This window comes from Pseudomonas sp. PP3 (assembly GCF_905336995.1).
In the GTDB taxonomy this organism is placed as follows: Bacteria; Pseudomonadota; Gammaproteobacteria; order Pseudomonadales; family Pseudomonadaceae; genus Aquipseudomonas; species Aquipseudomonas reinekei.
The window spans coordinates 2,134,408-2,154,798 of sequence record NZ_HG995459.1 but is presented as its reverse complement, the minus strand read 5'-3'; the positions used below and the strand labels follow the sequence as shown (position 1 = coordinate 2,154,798).

The window sequence follows — 20,391 nt, the reverse complement described above, 5'->3', positions numbered from 1 at the left end:
TGCGAAAGGAAACGAGCCCGTCATGATTCTGCCTTGGCTAATCCTGATTCCCTTCATCGGCGGCCTTCTGTGCTGGATGGGTGAGCGCTTCGGCTCTACCCTCCCGCGCTGGATTGCGCTGTTGACCATGTCCCTGGAACTCGCGCTCGGCCTCTGGCTGTGGGCCCATGGCGACTATTCATTTGCTCCGGCGCCTGGCGCCGATCCGACCTGGGTGATTGAGTTCAAGCACATCTGGATCCAGCGCTTCGGCATCAGCGTGCACCTGGCCCTCGATGGCCTGTCGCTGCTGATGATCCTGCTGACCGGTTTGCTGGGTGTCCTCTCGGTACTCTGCTCGTGGAAAGAGATCCAGCGTCACGTGGGTTTCTTCCACCTGAACCTGATGTGGATCCTGGGCGGTGTCGTCGGCGTGTTCCTCGCCCTCGACCTGTTCATGTTCTTCTTCTTCTGGGAAATGATGCTGGTGCCGATGTACTTCCTCATCGCGCTCTGGGGTCACAGTTCTTCGGACGGCAAGAAAACCCGGATCTACGCGGCGACCAAGTTCTTCATCTTCACTCAGGCTTCCGGCCTGATCATGCTGGTGGCGATCCTCGGTCTGGTCCTGGTCAACTTCAACGAAACCGGCGTGATCACCTTCAACTACGCCGACCTGTTGAAAACCAAGATGTCGATGACCACCGAGTACATCCTGATGCTCGGCTTCTTCATCGCCTTCGCGGTCAAGCTGCCCGTCGTACCGTTCCACTCCTGGTTGCCTGATGCTCACGCCCAGGCACCGACCGCCGGTTCCGTCGACCTCGCCGGTATCTTGCTGAAGACCGCTGCCTACGGCCTGCTGCGTTTCGCCCTGCCGCTGTTCCCGAATGCCTCGGCCGAGTTCGCGCCGATCGCCATGACCCTGGGTCTGATCGGGATTTTCTACGGTGCGTTCCTGGCCTTCGCACAAACCGACATCAAGCGTCTGATCGCCTTCTCGTCCGTTTCCCACATGGGTTTCGTACTGATCGGCATCTACTCCGGCAGCCAACTGGCGCTGCAGGGTGCAGTCATGCAGATGCTGGCGCACGGTCTGTCGGCCGCGGCACTCTTTATCCTGAGTGGTCAGTTGTACGAACGCACCCACACCCGCGACATGCGTGAAATGGGTGGCCTGTGGTCGAAGATCGCTTACCTGCCGGCCCTCAGCCTGTTCTTCGCAGCAGCGTCCCTGGGCTTGCCGGGTACCGGTAACTTCGTCGGTGAGTTCCTGATCCTGATCGGCAGCTTCGCCAGTGCCCCGTGGATCACCATCATCGCCACTACCGGCCTGGTGTTCGGTTCGGTCTACTCGCTGATCATGATCCACCGTGCGTACTTCGGTCCGGCCAAATCGGACGCGGTACTGCACGGCATGGACGGTCGCGAACTGATCATGGTGGTCGGTCTGGCTGCATTGCTGATCTACCTCGGCGTGTACCCACAACCGTTCCTCGATACCTCTGCCGCTACGATGCATGGCGTGCAGCAGTGGCTCGGCACCGCCTTCACTCAACTCGCTTCGGCCCGGTAAGAGCGCTATGGAATTCACGACTCAACACTTTATCGCGCTAGCGCCGCTGTTGATTACCAGCCTCACCATTATCGTGGTGATGCTGGCAATCGCCTGGCGCCGCAACCACTCGCAGACCTTCCTGATTTCCGTGGCGGGTCTGAACCTGGCACTGCTGTCGATCCTGCCTGCCCTGAAAGTCGCGCCCCTGGCCGTGACGCCGTTGCTACAGATCGACACCTTTGCCTGCCTGTACATGGCGCTGATCCTGGTCGCCACCCTCGCCTGCGTCACCCTCGCCCACGCCTACCTCGGCGATGGCGGTTCGGGTTACCCGGGCAACCGTGAAGAACTGTACCTGCTGATCCTGATGTCCGCCGCCGGTGGCCTGGTTCTGGTCAGCGCGCAGCACCTGGCCGGGTTGTTCATCGGCCTGGAACTGCTGTCGGTGCCGGTCTACGGTCTGGTGGCTTATGCCTTCTTCAACAAGCGCTCGCTGGAAGCCGGCATCAAGTACATGGTGCTGTCGGCAGCCGGTTCGGCGTTCCTGTTGTTCGGCATGGCGCTGCTGTACGCAGACTCCGGTTCCCTGAGCTTCGTCGGCATCGGTCAGGCGCTGGCGGCTACCGGTCTGCCTAGCTCGCTGGCGCAACTGGGCCTGGGCATGATGCTGATCGGCCTGGCGTTCAAGCTGTCGCTGGTACCGTTCCACCTCTGGACGCCGGACGTTTACGAAGGTGCTCCGGCGCCGGTTGCTGCATTCCTCGCGACCGCTTCCAAAGTGGCTGTGTTCGCGGTGATGGTGCGTCTGTTCCAGATCTCGCCAGCGGCGAGCAGCGGCGTACTGAGCGACGTGCTGACCATCATCGCCATCGCGTCGATCCTGTTCGGTAACCTGCTGGCACTGACCCAGAGCAACCTCAAGCGTCTGCTGGGTTACTCGTCCATCGCCCACTTCGGTTACCTGCTGATCGCCCTGGTGGCGAGCAAGGGCCTGGCCGTGGAAGCCATCGGCGTGTACCTGGTCACCTACGTGATCACCAGCCTCGGCGCCTTCGGCGTGATCACGCTGATGTCGTCGCCGTACAACGGTCGTGACGCCGATGCCCTGTACGAATACCGCGGCCTGTTCTGGCGCCGTCCGTACCTGACCGCGGTAATGACCGTGATGATGCTGTCCCTGGCCGGTATCCCGCTGACTGCGGGCTTCATCGGCAAGTTCTACATCATCGCCACCGGTGTCGAATCGCATCAGTGGTGGCTGGTCGGCTCGCTGGTACTGGGTAGCGCCATCGGCGTGTTCTACTACCTGCGTGTGATGGTCACCCTGTACCTGATCGAACCGAACCTGCGTCGCCACGATGCGCAACTGCACTGGGAACAGAAAGCAGGCGGCGTGATGCTGCTGGCCATCGCCCTGGTCGCGTTCTTCCTCGGCGTCTACCCACAACCGCTGCTGAACCTGGTTCAACAGTCGGGCCTGGCGGGTTGATCGCTTAGGCGATACGCGGCAACAAACAGAAACGGCACCTTCGGGTGCCGTTTTTGCGTGGGGGGTTTAAAGACTGAATAGTTTTCAGGTTTCGCTTTTGTGGCGAGGGAGCTTGCTCCCGCTGGACTGCGCAGCGGGCCCAATCCCATTAAATCCGGCGTACCTGATGAACTTCATTGGGCTGAAAATCTGGCGTCTGCTGCGCAGCCGAGCGGGAGCAAGCTCCCTCGCCACAGGTTATGTGTTCACACTGTAGGAGCCGGCTTGCTGGCGATAGCGCTGGGTCAGGCACCAACAAAAAAACTGCACCTTCGGGTGCTGTTTTTGCGTTTGGGGTTTAAAGACTGAATAGTTTTCAGGTTTCGCTTTTGTGGCGAGGGAGCTTGCTCCCGCTGGACTGCGCAGCAGGCCCAATTCCATTAAATCCGGCGTACCTGATGAACTTCATTGGGCTGACAATCTGGCGTCTGCTGCGCAGCCGAGCGGGAGCAAGCTCCCTCGCCACAGGTTATGTGTTCACACTGTAGGAGCCAGCTTGCTGGCGATAGCGCTGGGTCAGGCACCAACAAAAAAACCGGCACCTTCGGGTGCTGTTTTTGCGTTTGGGGTTTAAAGACTGAAAAGTTTTCAGGCTTCGCTTTTGTGGCGAGGGAGCTTGCTCCCGCTGGACTGCGCAGCAGGCCCAATCCCATTAAATCCGGCGTACCTGATGAACTTCATTGGCCTGAAAATCTGGCGTCTGCTGCGCAGCCGAGCGGGAGCAAGCTCCCTCGCCACAGGTTATGTGTTCACACTGTAGGAGCCAGCTTGCTGGCGATAGCGCTGGGTCAGGCACCAACAAAAAAACCGGCACCTTCGGGTGCTGTTTTTGCGTTTGGGGTTTAAAGACTGAAAAGTTTTCAGGCTTCGCTTTTGTGGCGAGGGAGCTTGCTCCCGCTGGACTGCGCAGCAGGCCCAATTCCATTAAATCCGGCGTACCTGATGAACTTCATTGGCCTGAAAATTTGGCGTCTGCTGCGCAGCCGAGCGGGAGCAAGCTCCCTCGCCACAGGTTATGTGTTCACACTGTAGGAGCCAGCTTGCTGGCGATAGCGCTGGGTCAGGCACCAACAAAAAAACCGGCACCTTCGGGTGCTGTTTTTGCGTTTGGGGTTTAAAGACTGAAAAGTTTTCAGGCTTCGCTTTTGTGGCGAGGGAGCTTGCTCCCGCTGGACTGCGCAGCAGGCCCAATCCCATTAAATCCGGCGTACCTGATGAACTTCATTGGCCTGAAAATTTGGCGTCTGCTGCGCAGCCGAGCGGGAGCAAGCTCCCTCGCCACAGGTTATGTGTTCACACTGTAGGAGCCGGCTTGCTGGCGATAGCGCTGGGTCAGGCACCAACAAAAAAAAACGGCACCTTCGGGTGCCGTTCGCCTTTCACAGTCCAGGCATGTTACTTACGCGCCGCCTCCCACGATTTCAGCAATTCGGCATAGCTCACGGTCTCGCCCTTAGGCTTCTCGTTTTCCAGTTTCGGCTTCGGTGCGCCCGGTTGGTCGAACCAGTATTGCGCGTCGCGCTCAGGGTTCATCTTAGGTGCGCAGGTAGCCTGGGCCTTGGAGCGCTCCAGGCGGGTCATGATCGCGTCCTGATCCTTGGCCAGACCGTCGAGTGCCTGTTGCGGGGTTTTCTCGCCGCTGGCGGCTTCGGCAATGTGGCTCCACCACAACTGCGCGAGGCGCGGGTAATCCGGCACGTTGGTCCCGGTCGGGGTCCATTGCACGCGGGCCGGGCTGCGGTAGAACTCCACCAGGCCACCGAGCTTCGGTGCCAGGTCGGTCATGGCTTGCGAATTGATGTCCGACTCACGGATCGGGGTCAGGCCGACGATGGTTTTCTTCAGCGATACGGTTTTCGAAGTCACGAACTGCGCATACAGCCAGGCCGCAAGTTTTTGCTTCTCAGGCGTGGACTTCATGAACGTCCAGGAACCCACGTCCTGATAGCCCAGTTTCATCCCCTCTTCCCAATACGGTCCACGCGGCGACGGTGCCATGCGCCATTTCGGCGTGCCATCGGCGTTCATCACCGCCAACCCCGGCTTGGTCATGTCGGCAGTAAAGGCGGTGTACCAGAAGATCTGCTGGGCGATGTTGCCCTGGGACGGTACCGGCCCGGATTCGGAGAAGGTCATGCCCGCCGCTTCCGGTGGCGCGTACTTCTTCATCCAGTCCACGTACTTGGTGGTGGCGAACACGGCCGCCGGGCCATTGGTGTCGCCGCCGCGGGTCACGCTGGAACCCACCGGGTGGCAATCCTCGACGCGGATACCCCACTCGTCCACCGGCAAACCATTCGGCAAGCCCTTGTCGCCGCCACCGGCCATGGAGAACCAGGCATCGGTGAAGCGCCAGCCCAGGGACGGGTCTTTCTTGCCGTAGTCCATGTGCCCGTAAACGCGTTTGCCGTCGATTTCCTTGACGTCTTCGGTGAAGAATTTGGCGATGTCTTCATAGGCCGACCAGTTCACCGGTACACCCAACTCGTAGCCGTACTTTTCCTTGAATTTGGCTTTCAGGTCCGCGCGCTCGAACCAGTCGGCGCGGAACCAGTACAGGTTGGCGAACTGCTGGTCGGGCAGCTGGTAGATCTTGCCGTCCGGTGCCGTGGTGAACGAGATGCCGATGAAGTCCTTGAGGTCGAGGGTCGGCGAGGTGAAGTTCTTGCCCTCGTTGGCCATCAGATCGGTGATCGATTCGGTCTTGCCGTAGCGGAAGTGCGTACCGATCAGGTCCGAGTCATTGACCCAGCCGTCATAGATATTCTTGTCCGACTGCATCTGGGTTTGCAGTTTTTCCACCACGTCGCCTTCCTGCAGCAGGTCGTGGGTCAGCTTGATCCCGGTGATCTCGCTGAAGGCCTTGGCCAGCACCTTGGATTCATACTCGTGGGTGGCGATGGTTTCCGATACAACCTTGATGCTCATCCCGCGAAACGGTTCGGCGGCCTTGATGAACCACTTCAACTCTTCGAGTTGCTGATCGGCCGTCAGGGTCGACGGCTTGAATTCAGCGCCGATCCATTTCTTTGCGGCGTCTTCATAGGCATCGGCCCAGGCCGAAGCGCTCAAACCGCTGAGTGCCAGCATGGCTGCCAATGAAATGCTATGTCGCAGCTTATTGTTTTTGTCGAACATAGAGACCTCCTTATTGAGTTTCGGAGCAACATTGCCGAGCGATTCGACTAGCCCCAACGCATCACAGCCAACAGCCACACCAGGGACAACGCGAACGCTACCCAGATGCTCCAGTCGGTCACGCCGATTACCAGCAAATGCAGGTAGGCGCTGCCGAGAAGACCGATAAACAAGCGATCGCCACGGGTGGTGGCAATCGGTAAAAAACCGCGCCGAAGCACACTCGGCGAGCGCAATTCCCAAGTGGTCATGCCCACCAGGATCAAACCGATAACACCGAAAAAGGCCGCCGTCGGGACGGTCCAGCTCATCCATTCCATCATCAGTTCCTCATACCCGGCCCAGGGCAAAGCCCTTGGCCACGTGGTTGCGAACAAACCAGATCACCAGCATGCCCGGCAGGATGGTCAGCACTCCCGCCGCCGCCAGCACACCCCAGTCGATACCCGATGCCGAGACCGTGCGGGTCATGACCGCCGCAATGGGCTTGGCGTTGACCGACGTAAGGGTTCGCGCCAGCAGCAGTTCGACCCAGGAAAACATGAAACAGAAAAACGCCGTGACACCGATGCCGGAGCCAATCAGCGGGATAAAAATCTTCACGAAGAACTTGGGGAAACTGTAGCCGTCGATGTAGGCGGTCTCGTCGATTTCTTTTGGCACGCCGGACATGAAACCTTCCAGAATCCACACCGCCAACGGCACGTTGAACAAACAGTGAGCCAGCGCGACGGCGATGTGCGTGTCGAACAAGCCGATCGACGAATACAACTGGAAGAACGGCAGCAGGAACACGGCCGGTGGCGCCATGCGGTTGGTCAGCAACCAGAAGAACAGGTGCTTGTCACCGAGGAAGCGGTAGCGCGAAAACGCATACGCCGCCGGCAACGCCACACTGAGGGAAATAACCGTGTTCAGGCTCACGTAGTACAGCGAGTTGAGGTAACCGGTGTACCAGGCCGGATCGGTGAAGATCACCTTGTAGTTGTGGAAGGTGAAATCCTGGGGAAACAGCGTCAGGCCGCCGAGGATTTCGGTGTTGCTCTTGAAGGACATGTTCAGCAGCCAGTAGATCGGCACCAGCAGGAACAGGATGTAGATCAGCAGTGGAATCAGCTTTCTCTTGCTCATGGCGGGCCTCAGCGGTTGGCGTCAGAGTGAGTCATGGCGGTGTAGAACAGCCAGGACACCAACAGGATGATCAGGAAGTACACCAGCGAGAACGCTGCCGCCGGCCCTAGGTCGAATTGCCCGATCGCCATCTGCGTCAGGGTCTGACTAAGGAACGTGGTGGCATTGCCCGGTCCGCCGCCGGTGAGCACGAACGGCTCGGTGTAGATCATGAAGCTGTCCATGAAGCGCAACATCACCGCAATCAGCAGCACGCTCTTGAGCTTGGGCAACTGGATGTGCCGGAACACCGCCCAGGCCGAGGCCCGGTCAATGCGAGCGGCCTGGTAATACACGTCGGGAATCGCCCGCAGCCCGGAGAAACACAACAGCGCCACCAGTGAAGTCCAGTGCCAGACGTCCATCACCAGCACGGTGACCCAGGCGTCCATGGTGTTGGCTGCGTAGTTGTAGCTGATGCCCATGGCATTGAGGGTCGAACCGAGCAGGCCGATGTCGGCCCGACCAAAGATCTGCCAGATGGTGCCGACGACGTTCCACGGGATCAGCAACGGGATCGCCAGGATGATCAGCACCACCGACGACCAGCGGCCCTTGGTCGGCATGGTCAGGGCTATCGCAATGCCCAGCGGGATTTCGATCAGCAGCACGCAGGCCGAATAGATGAACTGGCGCAGCAGCGAATCGTGCAGACGCGGATCGAGCAGCACTTGCTTGTACCAGTCGGCGCCGACGAAGTAGCGGCTGGACTGGTCGAAGATGTCCTGCACCGAATAGTTGACCACGGTCATCATCGGGATCACCGCACTGAACGCCACCAGCAGGAACACCGGCAACACCAGCCACCAGGCCTTGTTGTTCTGCACCTTGTTCATGGCTGCACCTCATTGTTGGCCTGTGCTTCCAGCAGGAATTCGTCGGCGTAGACCATCAACCACTGCGCCGGGAAACTGATGTAGGCCGTGCCTTCCGGCACTGGCTTGTCTTCCGCCAGACGTACTTTCAGCGGCGCGCCATCGAGGTTCAGGGTCATGATCTTGTAGGTGCCGAGGTCTTCGACGTGTACGACCTGTGCCCGCATCGCGTCATCAAAAGGCTCATCCCACACATGCACGAACTCGGGGCGAATGCCGACCTTCAAGGTTTTCCACTCGGTGTCGGCGATGCGTTTTTGCATGGCCTCGGACAGCGGCAAGTGCGTCGACGCGAAGCCGACGCCGCCCGGTTGTGGCTGGACCTCGATCAGGTTCATGCCCGGACTGCCGATGAAATAGCCGACAAAGGTGTGGCTCGGCCGTTCGAACAACTCCCGTGGCGTGCCGAATTGCACGATCTGGCCGCCGTACATCACCGCGATCTTGTCGGCGAAAGTCGACGCCTCCAGCTGATCGTGGGTGACATAGACCATGGTGATGTTGAACTGCTCGTGAATCTGCTTGAGTTTGCGCCGCAGCTTCCACTTCAGGTGCGGGTCGATCACCGTCAGCGGTTCATCGAAGAGGATCGCCGACACGTCATCGCGCACCAAACCACGGCCCATGGAGACTTTCTGTTTTTCATCGGCGGTGAGGTTGCGGGCTTTTTTGCTCAGCAGGTTTTGCAGGTCGAGGACTTCGGCGATCTCCTGCACCTTGGTGTGGATCTTCGCCTCGGCCATGCCCTGGTTGCGCAAGGGGAACGCGAGGTTGTCGAACACCGTCATGGTGTCGTAGACCACCGGGAACTGGAAAACCTGGGCGATGTTGCGCTTCTCCGGGGTCAGGTCATTGACCGCTTTGCCGTCGAACAGCACATGCCCCTGGGACGGGCTGAGCAATCCGGAAATGATGTTGAGCAACGTCGACTTGCCGCAACCCGACGGGCCGAGCAAAGCGAAAGCACCGCCCTGCTCCCAGATGTGGTCCATCTCGCGGATCGCATAGTCCTCCGGTCCAGCCGGGGTTTTGCTGTAGCTGTGGGCGAGGTTCTGCAAACGGATTTCGGCCATCAGGCAACCCTCGCGACACGCCGGCCCGGCGCCTGGACCAGCCGCCCCTGCGCATCGAACACAAACAGTTTATGGGTCGGGATGTAGATGCGGATTGGCGCATCGACGTCGTATTCGTGAACGCCCGGCAAGTGCAGCACCAGCAGGAAATGCTCGTTGCGCACGTGCAGGAAGGTTTCCGAGCCGCTGATCTCGGCGACTTCGACAGTCACCGCCAGTTCAAGGTCATCGTCGTTGCTCGGCACCAGTGAGATGTGGCTGGGACGCACGCCGAAACGGAACTCGCCCTCACCCACCGGGCGCAAGTCGACGTTTAGCGGAAAGTGCACGAAGTTGGCGAAACTCACTTCGTTGCCGGTGATGCGCCCCGGCATCAGGTTGATCGGCGGCTCGGAAAAAAGCTCCGCCGCCAGCACGGTCTGCGGTTGGTGATAGACCTCGGATGACTTGCCGCTCTGGATCACCCGGCCTTCATGCAGGATGGTCGTGGTGCCGCCCAGGGCCAGCGCTTCGTTGGGTTCAGTGGTGGCGTAAATCGCGATGGTATGGCGCGCCTTGAACAGCTCGCGCATTTCCTGGCGCAGCTCTTCGCGCAGTTTGTAATCGAGGTTGACCAGCGGCTCGTCGAACAGGATCAGTTCGGCGTCCTTGACCAGCGCCCGGGCCATGGCCGTACGCTGTTGCTGGCCGCCGGACAGTTCGAGGGGATAGCGCTTGAGGAATTTCTCGATGCGCAGCATCTTCGCGGTTTCCAGCACTTTGCTCTGAATCACTTCGTTGGACGCACCGGCCTGGCGCAGCGGCGAGGCGATGTTCTCGAAGACGGTCATGGTCGGGTAATTGATGAACTGCTGATACACCATCGACACGTTGCGCAGCCGCACCGGGCGTTGCGTGACATCGACGCCGTTCATCAGGATGCGGCCGGTGTCCGGCTTGTCCAGCCCGGCCATCAGACGCATGAGACTGGTCTTGCCGGACAGCGTGCGCCCAAGCAAAACGTTGAAGGATCCGGGTTCGAAACTGAGACACGCATCATCGATCCAGGTCTGGCCCTCGACGGTGCGGCTGACATGCTCCAGGGTTAATGACATGGCTCGGCCTTTTTTATTTTTGGAGTCAAGCGACCGGAACGACATAGCGACATTTGTGCCAGAAATCACAAGCCATTGATCAGGCTGAAATTTCGCTGAAAATGCGAACAACCGACGTTCGTTGCTGAACAGAAATGAACAATCTGAAATGAACAATTGAACAGTTCAACGATTGACAATGAACAATAGTGAACAACACTCTAGTCACAATTCACGCACCCTGTAGGAGCCCGGCTTGCCGGCGATGGCGTCATCGAAATCGCTATCGCCGGCAAGCCGGGCTCCTACAGGTAGGTGGCGTGTGCGAAAAATCATAAAAACAATAAAAGCTTGTTCAGAGATCGACTGCCATGGCCACACCTGCCCTGCCGCTCTCCCACGACGCCATCATCCAGGACTCCTGGAGTCGTTGCCGCGCGTTCGGCCTTAACCATCAGAGCGCCCCAGCGTTCGATCAACTGCCGGCCGAAGGCATCGCGCAGCTGCTGGAGAGTCAGCATTCCTTGGTACAAACCACCCACCAGGAAGTGCTGCCGTACTACGAAAACATCCTCAGCAACTCCAATTGCCTGATCATGCTTGCCGACAATCAGGGCCAGGTTCTCACTTCCTGGGGCACCCAACGGTTTATCGAACCGAGCCTGACCCGTGGCTTCAGCGCGGGCGCCAGCTGGATGGAGCGTTGCAGCGGCACCAACGCGATTGGTACCGCGCTGGCCTGCGAGCAAGCGGTGCACATCGAGCATGATGAACACTTCCTCAAAGCCAACCGTTTCATGACCGGTTCCGCCGCGCCCATTTTCGATGCCGAGCGCAAGGTCATCGCGGTGCTGGACGTGTCCAGCGACAGCTACCTGCCGCCGTCCCACACCCTGGGCATGGTCAAGATGATGAGCCAGACCGTGGAGAACCGGCTGATCCTCAACCTGTTCCACGGCCAGCATTTCCAACTGACGTTCAACACTGGCCTGAACAACCTCGACAGCCAGTGGGCCGGGCTGCTGATTTTCGATGAAAGTGGTCAAGTGTTGTCCGCCAACCGTCGTGCCGACAATTTGCTGGGTATCCGCCTGTCGCGGGTGAGTGTCGAGAGCCTGTTCAAGGTCTCGCTGCTGGAACTGCTGAATCAACCCGAAGGCCTGCCCTTCTCTTTGCAAGCTTCCGGGCGCAACCGCTTTCAGTGTCTGCTGAAAAGACCCAAGCAGGTTCCGATCCAGCCACGCGTGTTCGCCGAACCCGCCGTGATTGCGCCAGCACCGACAGCGATCAGCCTCAGCACCCTGCACTTCGGCGACAGCCGCGTGGAAAAAGCCGTGCGCCAGGCCGAGCGTTTGCTGGAAAAGGACATTCCCTTGTTAATCCACGGCGAGACTGGCGTCGGCAAGGAAGTTTTCGTCAAAGCCCTGCACCAGGCCAGCTCTCGCAACAAACAGGCGTTTATTGCGGTGAACTGTGCGGCGATCCCCGCCGAACTGGTCGAGTCAGAATTGTTCGGCTACGAGAAAGGCGCGTTTACCGGAGCCAATCAGAAAGGCAGCATCGGCCTGATCCGCAAGGCTGACAAAGGCACGCTGTTCCTCGATGAAATCGGCGACATGCCGCTGCCGACCCAGGCGCGCTTGCTGCGAGTGCTGCAGGAGCGTTGCGTGCAACCGGTGGGCAGCAGTGAGTTGTTCCCGGTGGACATCCGCATCATTTCCGCGACCAACCGTGCGTTGCGCGAGCAGGTGCAGTTGGGGCGTTTCCGCGAGGATCTGTATTACCGCATCGGCGGCTTGACCCTGGAACTGCCGCCCTTGAGAGAACGCAGTGACAAAGAGGCGCTGTTCAAACGCTTGTGGGAGCAGCATCGCGAACCCTCGCAATGGGCGGGATTGAGTCGCGAGGTGCTGGAATTGTTCAGCCGCCACCCGTGGCCGGGGAATTTAAGGCAGGTCAGCAGCGTGATGCAGGTGGCGCTGGCAATGGCCGAGGAACAACCGGTGCGGCTGGAGCATCTGCCGGATGATTTTTTTGTCGATCTGGAGATGGAGCCGGTGGATACGCCGGAGCCGCTGGCGGTGGATCTTGATGATGCCGATGAGTTGAATCGGCAGTTGCAGGCGGTGGGGGGGAATATTTCGCATCTGGCGCGCAGGCTCGGCGTAAGTCGCAACACCCTCTACAAACGGCTCCGCCATTCGGACAGCTGACCGCTACGCGGTCAATCGCTGGCAAGCCAGCTCCTACAGAAATCATGTCGTACACAAAATTGGCGAACGACACGACTCTGTAGGAGCCGGCTTGCTGGCGATGACGTCAGCTCAAACACCGCCATCCAAAAACAAAAACCCGCACCAGGCGGGTTTTGTTTTAAAGCAGATCAAGCAATCAGTCAGCCAATCGCCAGGTCGTGCCGCCCTTTCCATCTTCCAGCACCACGCCCATGGCGGTGAGCTGGTCGCGGATGCGGTCGGATTCGGCCCAGTCCTTGCCGGCACGTGCCGCCAGACGCGCAGCGATCAGCGCTTCGACTTCAGCTGCATCCACGCGCCCTTCGGCACCGGCCTGCAGGAAGTCGTCGGCCTCAAGCTGCAACACGCCCAGCACGCTGGCCAGTTCTTTCAGGCGTGCCGCCAGACCGGCCGCTGCATTGAGATCACTCTCGCGCAGACGGTTGATCTCACGCACCATCTCGAATAGCACCGCGCAGGCTTCCGGCGTACCAAAGTCGTCGTTCATCACCTGGGTAAAGCGCTCGACGAACGCTTCGCCGCCAGCCGGGGCCACGCTCGGCAGGCCTTTCAACGCGTGGTAGAAACGCTCGAGTGCGCCCTTGGCGTCCTTGAGGTTGTCTTCCGAATAGTTGATCGCGCTGCGGTAGTGGCTCGACACCAGCAGGTAACGCACGACTTCCGGGTGGTACTTGTCGAGCACGTCGCGAATGGTGAAGAAGTTGTTCAAGGACTTGGACATCTTCTCGCCATTGATACGGATCATGCCGCAATGCATCCACGCGTTGGCGTAGGTCTTGCCGGTGGCCGCTTCGCTCTGGGCGATTTCGTTTTCGTGGTGCGGGAACTCGAGGTCGCTGCCGCCGCCATGAATGTCGAAAGTCTCGCCCAGGCAGCAGGTGGACATCACCGAGCACTCGATGTGCCAGCCCGGACGCCCGGCGCCCCATGGCGATTCCCAGCTCGGCTCGCCCGGCTTGGCGGCTTTCCACAGCACGAAGTCCAGCGGGTCCTGCTTGGACTCATCGACTTCGATCCGTGCGCCGATGCGCAGGTCTTCGATTTTCTTGCGCGACAGCTTGCCGTAGCCCATGAACTTGGCGACGCGGTAGTACACGTCGCCATTGCCCGGGGCGTAGGCGTAACCCTTGTCGATCAGGGTCTGGATCATGCTCAACATGCCCGGAATGTGATCCGTGGCACGTGGTTCCATGTCCGGCTTCTTGATGTTCAGGCGCGCTTCGTCTTCGTGCATCGCCGCGATCATGCGCTCGGTCAAGGCTTCGAACGACTCGCCGTTCTCGTTGGCCCGGTTGATGATCTTGTCGTCGATGTCAGTGATGTTGCGCACGTAGGTCAGGTCATAACCGCTGAATCGCAACCAGCGGGTCACCAGGTCGAACGCGACCATGCTGCGGCCGTGGCCCAGGTGGCAGTAGTCGTACACGGTCATGCCGCACACGTACATGCGCACCTTGTTGCCATCCAGCGGCTTGAAGACTTCTTTGCTCTTGGTGAGCGTGTTGTAGATCGTTAGCACGTTAGTTCCTTGACGCTAAATCACTGGCCCCACGAATCACGCAGGGTCACGGTACGGTTGAATACCGGCTGACCTGGTTTCGAGTCCTTGATATCCGCAACGAAGTAGCCTTCGCGCTCGAACTGGAAACGGTCTTCCGGCTGTGCATTGCCCAGCGAGGGTTCAGCACGACAACCGGTGAGTACCTGCAGCGAGTCAGGGTTGATGTTGTCCAGGAAACTGGCGCTGTCTTCAGCCTTCTCCGGGTTCGGAGAGCGGAACAGGCGATCGTACAGACGCACTTCGCACTCGACGCTGGCAGCCGCCGGCACCCAGTGCACCACGCCTTTGACCTTGCGGCCTTCAGGGTTCTTGCCCAGGGTGTCCGGGTCGTAGGAGCAACGCAGTTCGACGATGTTGCCATCGGCGTCCTTGATCGCTTCGTCGGCGCGGATCACGTAGCTGCCGCGCAGGCGCACTTCGCCGTTCGGTTCCAGGCGCTTGTAGCCTTTTGGCGGCTCTTCCATGAAGTCTTCACGGTCGATGTAGATCTCACGGGCGAACGGCAATGCACGCACACCCATGTCTTCTTTCGGGTGGCATGGCAGTTCGAGGTGCTCGACCTGGCCTTCCGGGTAGTTGGTGATCACGACTTTCAGCGGACGCAGTACGCACATGGCGCGCGGGGCGCTCTGGTCGAGGTCGTCACGGATGCTGAATTCGAGCATGCCGAAGTCCACCACGCCGTCGGAACGGTTGGTGCCGATCATTTCGCAGAAGTTGCGGATCGATTTCGGCGTGTAGCCACGACGGCGGAAGCCCGACAGCGTGGACATGCGCGGGTCGTCCCAGCCATTGACGTGCTTTTCATCGACCAGTTGCTTGAGCTTGCGCTTGCTGGTGATGGTGTAGTTCAGGTTCAGGCGGCTGAACTCGTACTGGCGCGGGTTGGCCGGCACTGGCAGGTGCTCGAGGAACCACTCGTACAGCGGACGATGGCTTTCGAACTCCAGCGTGCAGATCGAGTGGGTGATGCCTTCGATGGCGTCCGACTGACCGTGGGTAAAGTCGTAGTTCGGGTAGATGCACCACTTGTCACCGGTCTGGTGGTGATGCGCGTGACGGATGCGATACATGATCGGATCACGCAGGTTCATGTTCGGCGAGGCCATGTCGATCTTGGCCCGCAGTACACGTGCGCCGTCCGGGAATTCGCCGGCCTTCATGCGGGCAAACAGGTCCAGGTTTTCTTCGACGCTGCGGTCGCGGAACGGGCTGTTCTTGCCTGGCTCGGTCAGGCTGCCACGGTATTCCTTGGCTTGCTCAGGGGTCAGGTCGTCGACGTAGGCGTTGCCGGACTTGATCAGTTCTACCGCCCAGTCGTGCAACTGGTCGAAATACTGCGAGGCGTAGCGCACTTCGCCGGACCATTCGAAGCCCAGCCATTTGACGTCGCTTTCGATCGCATCGATGTATTCCTGGTCTTCCTTGGCCGGGTTGGTGTCGTCGAAACGCAGGTGCGTGACGCCGCCGAACTCCTGGGCCAGGCCGAAGTTCACGCAGATCGACTTGGCATGGCCGATGTGCAGGTAGCCGTTGGGCTCAGGCGGAAAACGGGTGACGATCTGCGTGTGCTTGCCCGAGTCCAGGTCTGCCTGGATGATCGGCCGCAGGAAGTTGACCGGCACGGCTGGGCCGGTCTTGGCATTCGAGGTAGGGTCGACAGTGGGCTTGCTCATAGGATCCTTGAACGTACAAGTGCGTGGCCGTAATGAAGGCCGGACAAAACAAAGCCGCTATCATAGCCGATGCCGTCAAGCACCTGACAGAGCGCACCTGCAAACGGTCGCATTTAATGGGCCGTAAATGAAAAACAGCCTCGAAATTCGCGTCTGTCACGCTAAACTGCGCACCTTGGCCGAGACTGGCTGAACCGGTTGCGGGACGAAATGTCCCGAACCACGAATTCCTTAGATACGCTTTCCTCAAAAGAGACCCGATCATGACCCAAGTCAAACTGACTACCAACCATGGCGACATCGTCCTCGAACTGAACGCCGACAAGGCCCCGATCACCGTGGCCAACTTCGTCGAGTACGTTAAAGCCGGTCACTACGAAAACACCGTTTTCCACCGTGTGATCGGTAACTTCATGATCCAGGGCGGCGGTTTCGAGCCAGGCATGAAAGAAAAGAAAGACAAGCGTCCAAGCATCCAGAACGAAGCTGACAACGGTCTTTCCAACGACAAGTACACCGTTGCCATGGCCCGCACCATGGAGCCGCATTCGGCTTCCGCGCAGTTCTTCATCAACGTGGCTGACAACAGCTTCCTGAACCACAGCGGCAAAAACGTTCAAGGCTGGGGCTACGCGGTATTCGGCAAAGTGACCGCCGGCACCGACGTTGTCGACAAGATCAAAGGCGTGGCCACCACTTCCAAGTCCGGCCACCAGGACGTACCAGCAGACGACGTGATCATCGAGAAAGCCGAGATCATTGAGTGATATTGCTGATTTCAGACTTGCATCTGGAAGAGGAGCGCCCGGACATTACCCGGGCGTTTCTGGATTTGCTCGCCGGACGCGCCCGCTCGGCGAGTGCGTTGTACATTCTGGGCGACTTTTTCGAGGCGTGGATTGGCGACGACGCCATGACCCCGTTCCAGCGTTCCATCTGCCAGGCCCTGCGCGAATTGAGCGACAGCGGCACGGCCATTTTTCTGATGCACGGCAATCGCGACTTCATGCTCGGCCAGGCCTTTTGCAAACAGGCCGGCTGCACGTTGCTGAAAGACCCGAGTGTCGTGCAGTTCAACGGCGAACCGGTGCTATTGATGCACGGCGACAGCCTCTGCACCCGCGACGAAGCCTACATGAAGCTGCGTCGCTACCTGCGCAACCCGATTACCCTGTTCATTCTGCGGCATCTGCCGTTGAGCACCCGGCATAAGCTGGCGCGCAAGCTGCGCAGTGAAAGCCGTGCGCAAACGCGGATGAAGGCCAATGACATTGTCGATGTCACGCCCGAAGAGATTCCACGGATCATGCAGCAGTACGGCGTGAAAACCCTGATCCACGGCCACACCCACCGTCCCGCCATCCACAAGTTGCAACTGGGTGAACAGGCGGCGCGGCGCATTGTGCTGGGGGATTGGGATCGTCAGGGCTGGGCGTTGCAGGTCGATGAGCAAGGGTTTGCGCTGGCGCCGTTTGATTTCATAAATCCGCAACTGACACTACCGAACGCCTGACCCCTTCTGTGGCGAGGGAGCTTGCTCCCGCTCGGCGGCGCAGCCGTCGCAAAACCTGTGCATACGGTCTGGATGACAGACTGTGTCGCCAGTCTTGGGGCTGCTTCGCAGCCCAGCGGGAGCAAGCTCCCTCGCCACAACAGCGTTGTATCAATGCCCTGCGGAAGCCGCCGGCCCGGCCTTCGCCGTGAACGGCGGCTTGGCCAGCCAGACAATCAAAATCAGCCCCAGGAACATCCAGCCCAGCAAGGTGAAGTAATCCACCGTGGACATGATGTAGGCCTGGCTGATCACCATCTGATCCAGCTGCGTATAGGCCTTGGCCCCTGCCCCGCCCAGTTGCGCCAACGTCTCGCGGGTCGCCGGGTCGAACGGGGTGATGCTTTCGGTCAGGTACGCGTGGTGCTGGTCGGCGCGGCGAATCCAGATCCAGGTGGTCAACGATGCTGCAAAACTGCCACCCAGTGTCCGCAAGAATGTCGCCAGCCCCGAACCGTCGGCAATCTGGCCAGGTGGCAGGTCCGACAGCAGGATGGTCAGGGTCGGCATGAAGAACAGCGCCACGCCGATGCCCATGAACAGTTGCACCATGGCGATGTGCTGGAAGTCCACTTCATTGGTGAACCCGGCGCGCATGAAACAGCTCAGGCCGATGGCCAGGAATGCCCCGCCGGCCAGTACCCGCATGTCGAATTTCGGCGCGTATTTGCCAACAAACGGTGACAGCAGCACCGGCAAGATACCCAGCGGTGCCACGGCAAAACCGGCCCAGGTCGCGGTGTAACCTAATCGCGTCTGCAACCATTGCGGCAGGATCAGGTTGATCCCGAAAAACCCGGCGTACCCCAGAATCAACACGATGGTGCCGTAGCGGAAGTTGCGATAGGCGAATAGCCGCAGGTTCACTACCGGATGTTCGTCGGTCATCTCCCAGATCACGAAGAACACCAGCGCGATCACCGAAATCACCGAGCCAATGATGATGAAGTTCGATTCAAACCAGTCGGCATCGTTGCCCTTGTCGAGCACGATCTGCAAGGCACCGACGCCAATGATCAGCGCGATCAGCCCGACGTAATCCATCGGCTGGCGGCTGGTGACCACCGGACGCTTTTTCATCTGCTGGGTCACCACCCACGCAGCGAACAGGCCAATCGGCACGTTGATGAAGAAGATCCACGGCCAGCTGTAGCTGTCTGTGATCCAGCCGCCGAGGATCGGCCCGGCAATCGGGGCGACCACCGTGACCATCGCCAACAGCGCCAAAGCCATCCCCCGTTTCGCCGGGGGGTAGACCGCAATCAGCAGCGTTTGGGTCATCGGGTACAACGGCCCCGCCACGACCCCTTGCAGGACCCGAAAGCCCACCAGCTCGGGCATGGACGTGGAAATCCCGCACAGGAACGACGCGATCACGAACAACAGCGTCGCCCAGATAAACAGCTTCACCTCGCCGAAACGGCGGCTGAGCCAACCGGTCAGCGGCAGCGCGATGGCGTTGCTCACCGCGAACGAGGTGATCACCCAAGTGCCCTGCTCCGCACTCACGCCCAGGTTGCCGGAAATCGTCGGCAGCGCCACGTTGGCGATGGTGGTGTCGAGCACCTGCATGAAGGTCGCCAGCGACAGGCCAATGGTGCTGAGCAGCAGGCTGGGCGGCGTGAAAGAGGCGTTATTGCTCATCGCAAATCCTTTGAAACCTGATTGACGCTATGGAGCGAGCCTTTGTGGTGAGGAAGCTTGCTCCCTCACCACAAAGGCCCGTACCTGAGGAGTGCGATCTCAGCGATGCGCGGTCTTGCTGACCGCGGCGCTGTTGTCGTGAATCAACTGCGTGATCATGGCATCGGCCTCGGCCAACTGGCGGTCGTAGATGCGGGTGCTGAACGACGCCTTCTGTGGCGGCTGTTGCGCCAACACCGGACCGCTCTGATCGTGCAGGTCCACATCGACGATGGTCGACAGGCCTACCCGCAGCGGGTGTCTGGCCAGTTCTTCGGCGTTGACATGAATCCGCACCGGCACCCGCTGCACGATCTTGATCCAGTTCCCGGTGGCGTTCTGCGCCGGCAGCAAGGCAAACGCACTGCCGGTACCGGCGCCCAGGCTGTCGATGGTGCCGCTGTACTTCACGTCACTGCCATAGAGGTCGGTTTCAATTTCCACGGGCTGACCGATGCGCATATCGCGCAGCTGGGTTTCCTTGAAATTGGCGTCGATCCACAGCTGATTCAGCGGGATCACCGCCATCAGGGCCTCACCCGGCTGCACCCTTTGGCCGAGCTGCACGGTACGTTTGGCCACGTAACCGGTCACCGGCGCGATCAGCGTGCTGCGGGCATTGTTCAGATAGGCCTGACGCAACTGCGCGGCAGCGGCCATCACGTCCGGGTGCGAGGACACCACGGTGTCATCGACCAGCGCGCTGGTGGTCTTGAGCTTCTGCTGGGCGTTGGCCAGGGCGTTTTTCGCCGAGGTCAAATCGTCGCGGGCGTGGGACAGTTCCTCTTGGGAAATCGCCCCGCCGACGGCAAGGTTTTTCCGTCGGTTGAAGTTGTCCTGGGCTTTCTGCACTTCGGCCTGCTGGGCGTTGACTTGGGCTTTCATGCCGTCAACGTCGCTGTACAAGCCGCGAACCTGACGCACCGTACGCGCCAGATTGGCCTGGGCACTTTGCAGCCCGACCTGCGCGTCGTTGGGGTCGAAATTCACCAACACCTGGCCCTCCTGCACCAGATCCCCGTCATCGGCGCCGATGCTCACGACGGTGCCGGTGACCAGCGGAGTGATTTCCACCACGTTGCCGTTCACATAGGCGTCGTCGGTGCTTTCGCTCCAGCGGCCGTAGAATTCGTGATAGGCCCAGACGCCCGCGCCGCCGAGCAAGACGACCACGGCAAGCACCAGCAACATCATCTTGCGCTTGCCCGCGTTGGGGTTGGCCGGGGTGTTTTCCGGGGTTTGAGTTGTATCGGCAGTGGCCATGACAAGT

General features: G+C 59.8%; 15 protein-coding genes. 5 read left to right on the top strand and 10 right to left on the bottom strand.

Annotated features, from left to right (window positions below; all coding sequences use genetic code 11):
- The first annotated feature begins 22 nt into the window (after positions 1-22).
- The gene (gene nuoM, locus KHO07_RS09865; protein WP_075947952.1) at positions 23-1,555 is read left to right on the top strand and encodes an NADH-quinone oxidoreductase subunit M; all 1,533 of its coding nucleotides are present in this window, start codon (positions 23-25) and stop codon (positions 1,553-1,555) included.
- A gap of 7 nt (positions 1,556-1,562) precedes the next feature.
- Complete coding sequence (gene nuoN, locus KHO07_RS09860; RefSeq protein ID WP_212627066.1) at positions 1,563-3,026, top strand: NADH-quinone oxidoreductase subunit NuoN; 1,464 nt, start codon at positions 1,563-1,565, stop codon at positions 3,024-3,026.
- A 1,434-nt stretch (positions 3,027-4,460) separates the two neighbouring features.
- On the opposite strand, the gene KHO07_RS09855 is transcribed toward nuoN, so the two are convergent.
- The 6 genes from KHO07_RS09855 to KHO07_RS09830 are packed head-to-tail and all read right to left on the bottom strand — an operon-like array spanning position 4,461 to position 10,415.
- Positions 4,461-6,203 (bottom strand): ABC transporter substrate-binding protein, encoded by a 1,743-nt coding sequence (locus tag KHO07_RS09855; protein WP_075947954.1) that lies wholly within the window; start codon positions 6,201-6,203, stop codon positions 4,461-4,463.
- A gap of 47 nt (positions 6,204-6,250) precedes the next feature.
- Complete coding sequence (locus tag KHO07_RS09850) at positions 6,251-6,523, bottom strand: DUF2160 domain-containing protein (RefSeq protein WP_056854889.1); 273 nt, start codon at positions 6,521-6,523, stop codon at positions 6,251-6,253.
- Positions 6,524-6,533: 10 nt separating this feature from the next.
- Positions 6,534-7,334, bottom strand: coding sequence for a carbohydrate ABC transporter permease (locus KHO07_RS09845; RefSeq protein ID WP_046032508.1), 801 nt, complete (start codon positions 7,332-7,334; stop codon positions 6,534-6,536).
- An 8-nt stretch (positions 7,335-7,342) separates the two neighbouring features.
- On the bottom strand, positions 7,343-8,209 hold the full coding sequence (locus tag KHO07_RS09840) for a sugar ABC transporter permease (protein ID WP_150701293.1): 867 nt from the start codon (positions 8,207-8,209) through the stop codon (positions 7,343-7,345).
- A complete protein-coding gene (locus KHO07_RS09835) occupies positions 8,206-9,321 on the bottom strand; it encodes an ABC transporter ATP-binding protein (protein WP_150735187.1) in 1,116 nt (371 codons plus the stop codon). The genes KHO07_RS09840 and KHO07_RS09835 overlap by 4 nt, the downstream gene beginning before the upstream one ends.
- Entirely contained in the window at positions 9,321-10,415 is a 1,095-nt protein-coding gene (locus KHO07_RS09830; protein ID WP_150735188.1) for an ABC transporter ATP-binding protein, read from the bottom strand. The genes KHO07_RS09835 and KHO07_RS09830 overlap by 1 nt, the downstream gene beginning before the upstream one ends.
- A 350-nt stretch (positions 10,416-10,765) precedes the next feature.
- On the opposite strand from KHO07_RS09830, the gene KHO07_RS09825 reads away from it, so the two are divergent.
- Positions 10,766-12,607 (top strand): sigma-54-dependent Fis family transcriptional regulator, encoded by a 1,842-nt coding sequence (locus KHO07_RS09825; protein ID WP_212627065.1) that lies wholly within the window; start codon positions 10,766-10,768, stop codon positions 12,605-12,607.
- A 178-nt stretch (positions 12,608-12,785) separates the two neighbouring features.
- Here the strand turns inward: KHO07_RS09825 and cysS are convergent, their stop codons facing one another.
- Together cysS and KHO07_RS09815 are read right to left on the bottom strand one after the other, a co-directional pair.
- Positions 12,786-14,168, bottom strand: coding sequence for a cysteine--tRNA ligase (cysS, locus tag KHO07_RS09820; protein WP_212627064.1), 1,383 nt, complete (start codon positions 14,166-14,168; stop codon positions 12,786-12,788).
- Positions 14,169-14,188: 20 nt separating this feature from the next.
- Positions 14,189-15,886, bottom strand: coding sequence for a glutamine--tRNA ligase/YqeY domain fusion protein (locus tag KHO07_RS09815; RefSeq protein WP_150735191.1), 1,698 nt, complete (start codon positions 15,884-15,886; stop codon positions 14,189-14,191).
- Positions 15,887-16,149: 263 nt separating this feature from the next.
- Here KHO07_RS09815 and KHO07_RS09810 point away from each other — a divergent pair, with 263 nt between their 5' ends.
- Positions 16,150-16,653, top strand: coding sequence for a peptidylprolyl isomerase (locus tag KHO07_RS09810; RefSeq protein WP_046037821.1), 504 nt, complete (start codon positions 16,150-16,152; stop codon positions 16,651-16,653).
- Positions 16,650-17,399 carry a UDP-2,3-diacylglucosamine diphosphatase gene (lpxH, locus tag KHO07_RS09805; RefSeq protein ID WP_212627063.1) on the top strand — a complete coding sequence of 250 codons (750 nt, stop codon included), beginning with the start codon at positions 16,650-16,652 and terminating at the stop codon, positions 17,397-17,399. The genes KHO07_RS09810 and lpxH overlap by 4 nt, the downstream gene beginning before the upstream one ends.
- Before the next feature lie 150 nt (positions 17,400-17,549).
- Here lpxH and KHO07_RS09800 read toward each other — a convergent pair whose 3' ends face one another.
- A complete protein-coding gene (locus KHO07_RS09800; protein ID WP_212627062.1) occupies positions 17,550-19,082 on the bottom strand; it encodes a DHA2 family efflux MFS transporter permease subunit in 1,533 nt (510 codons plus the stop codon).
- 99 nt (positions 19,083-19,181) lie between these two features.
- Positions 19,182-20,384: an HlyD family efflux transporter periplasmic adaptor subunit gene (locus tag KHO07_RS09795; RefSeq protein ID WP_212627061.1), complete on the bottom strand. Its 1,203-nt coding sequence runs from the start codon at positions 20,382-20,384 to the stop codon at positions 19,182-19,184.
- Positions 20,385-20,391 lie beyond the last annotated feature (7 nt).